General features: G+C 63.5%; 2 protein-coding genes and 1 pseudogene. 1 reads left to right on the plus strand and 2 read right to left on the minus strand.

Translation table 11 applies throughout. From position 1 onward, the window contains the following. Positions 1–342 (plus strand): Bug family tripartite tricarboxylate transporter substrate binding protein (locus AC1DY5_RS54830; RefSeq protein WP_478122563.1); only part of this gene is annotated, 342 nt, incomplete at its 5' end. A 470-nt stretch (positions 343–812) separates the two neighbouring features. Here AC1DY5_RS54830 and AC1DY5_RS54835 read toward each other — a convergent pair. Then, entirely contained in the window at positions 813–1,286 is a 474-nt protein-coding gene (locus AC1DY5_RS54835) for a MaoC family dehydratase (RefSeq protein ID WP_478122564.1), read from the minus strand. A 16-nt stretch (positions 1,287–1,302) separates the two neighbouring features. After that, positions 1,303–1,624, minus strand: a pseudogene (locus tag AC1DY5_RS54840) (4Fe-4S dicluster domain-containing protein); the annotation flags it as partial.

Raw genomic sequence — 1,624 nt, forward strand, 5'->3', positions numbered from 1 at the left:
CCACACATCAAGGCCGGCAAGGTCAAGCTCCTTGCAGTGGGCAGCCCGAAGCGATCGCCACTCTTCCCCGACATACCCACTCTCGATGAGGTCGGCCTGAAGGGCTTTGACGCCGACACCATCTTTGGCTTTTACGCGCCTGTCGGTACGCCGGCGGAGGTGATCACGAGGCTGAACCGAGAGATCAATCGCGCGCTGACTCTACCGGGCCCTCGAGAACGCATCGCAGCTCTCGGAGGCGAGCCTGCACCCATGACACCCGCGCAATTCCACGACAAGGCGCTGGAGGATGGAAAGCGCTTCGGCAAGGTCATCCGGGAACGAAAGATCGTCGGCGACTGACCGTCCGTCCTGCAGCGCCGCCTCTCCAAGACCTTCGCACGAAGGGCGCCTCGGCCTCCCCATACCTCATCTACGACACGTTCTTGATGCCGCTGGAGGTAGTCGACGACCTGATTCAGTCCGCTTTCGAATGTCTGCAATCAGGTCGGAACCCGCCTTAGCGGAGTCAGGGGCGACTGACCGGTGATGGCCGACAGTCCTAGTTCGAAGTCCAAGCTCGAACGCGTGCTCAGGACTGGTTGCGGCTCTTCGAGTTTCCGAACTGAATGGCGGCGACTTCTGAAAGCTGACTTTGGCACCCTTGCCGGTGCACGACCGGTGTACCTCGAAACTTGACTTCCAATAGCAGGTGCCATGCAGCGACCAACAAAATCGCGTTGAACGGCCGCTTCAACATACAGCGAACTTGCGCTCGGGGCAGTCTGCCAGCCTCAGTTGAAGCAGACATTCAGCTTGCCAGGATCGTCCTCTCAGTTTGTTTCGGCCGCTTCGCGCGCTGCGCGGGGGGGCAGCCGGCGCGTCAGAGACGTGGTCATAACCGACGCTTCGCCCTCGATCACGACGGTGTCGCCGACGCGGCAGGTGGTCGCCAGCACGGCACGCGCCCTGGCCTCGTCGATGCTCACCACACTCACCGTTGCGTGGACGGTGTCGCCAGGCCGCACCGGCGCGCGGAACTTCAATTGCTGGCCGAGATACACCGTGCCCGGCCCGGGCAGGCGATTCGCGACGGCGGCGGAGATCACGCTCGCGGTCAGGAAACCATGCGCGATCCGCCCGCGGAAGGGCGTGGTCTGCGCGAACTCCTCGTTGGTGTGCACGGCGTTGTTGTCCCCGGACACGCCGGCGAAGAGCACGATGTCGGCTTCCGTGATCGTCTTCGAGTACGTCGCGTGCATGCCGGGACGCAGGTCCTCGACGTCGTAGCCGCCCAGTTCGTTCATGGTTCGGTTCTCCTGGTCACATGCCGGCGTAGTTGGGGCCGCCACCGCCCTCGGGCGCGACCCACACGATGTTCTGCGTCGGATCCTTGATGTCGCAGACAGTTCTGCGCATTGATCTGCAGTCGTTCGGCGCCGTCGCCGCTGCTCACGAATTCGTAGACGCCCGCCGGGCAGTAGCGGCTCTCGGGGCCGGCATAGCGGGCGAGGTTCTCGTTCACCGGCACCTCGGCGTCCTTGAGCGTCAAATGCACCGGCTGGTCTTCGGCATGGTTGGTGTTGCTGACGAACACCGAACTCAGGCGGTCGAAGGCGAGCTTGCCGWCGGGCTTCGGGTACAT

The organism is Variovorax sp. P4_D9 (genome assembly GCF_056401695.1).

Excerpts from the sequence above, each read along its gene's own strand:
- AC1DY5_RS54835 (WP_478122564.1), bottom strand. The coding sequence starts at position 1,286 with ATGAACGAACTGGGCGGCTACGACGTCGAGGACCTGCGTCCCGGCATG.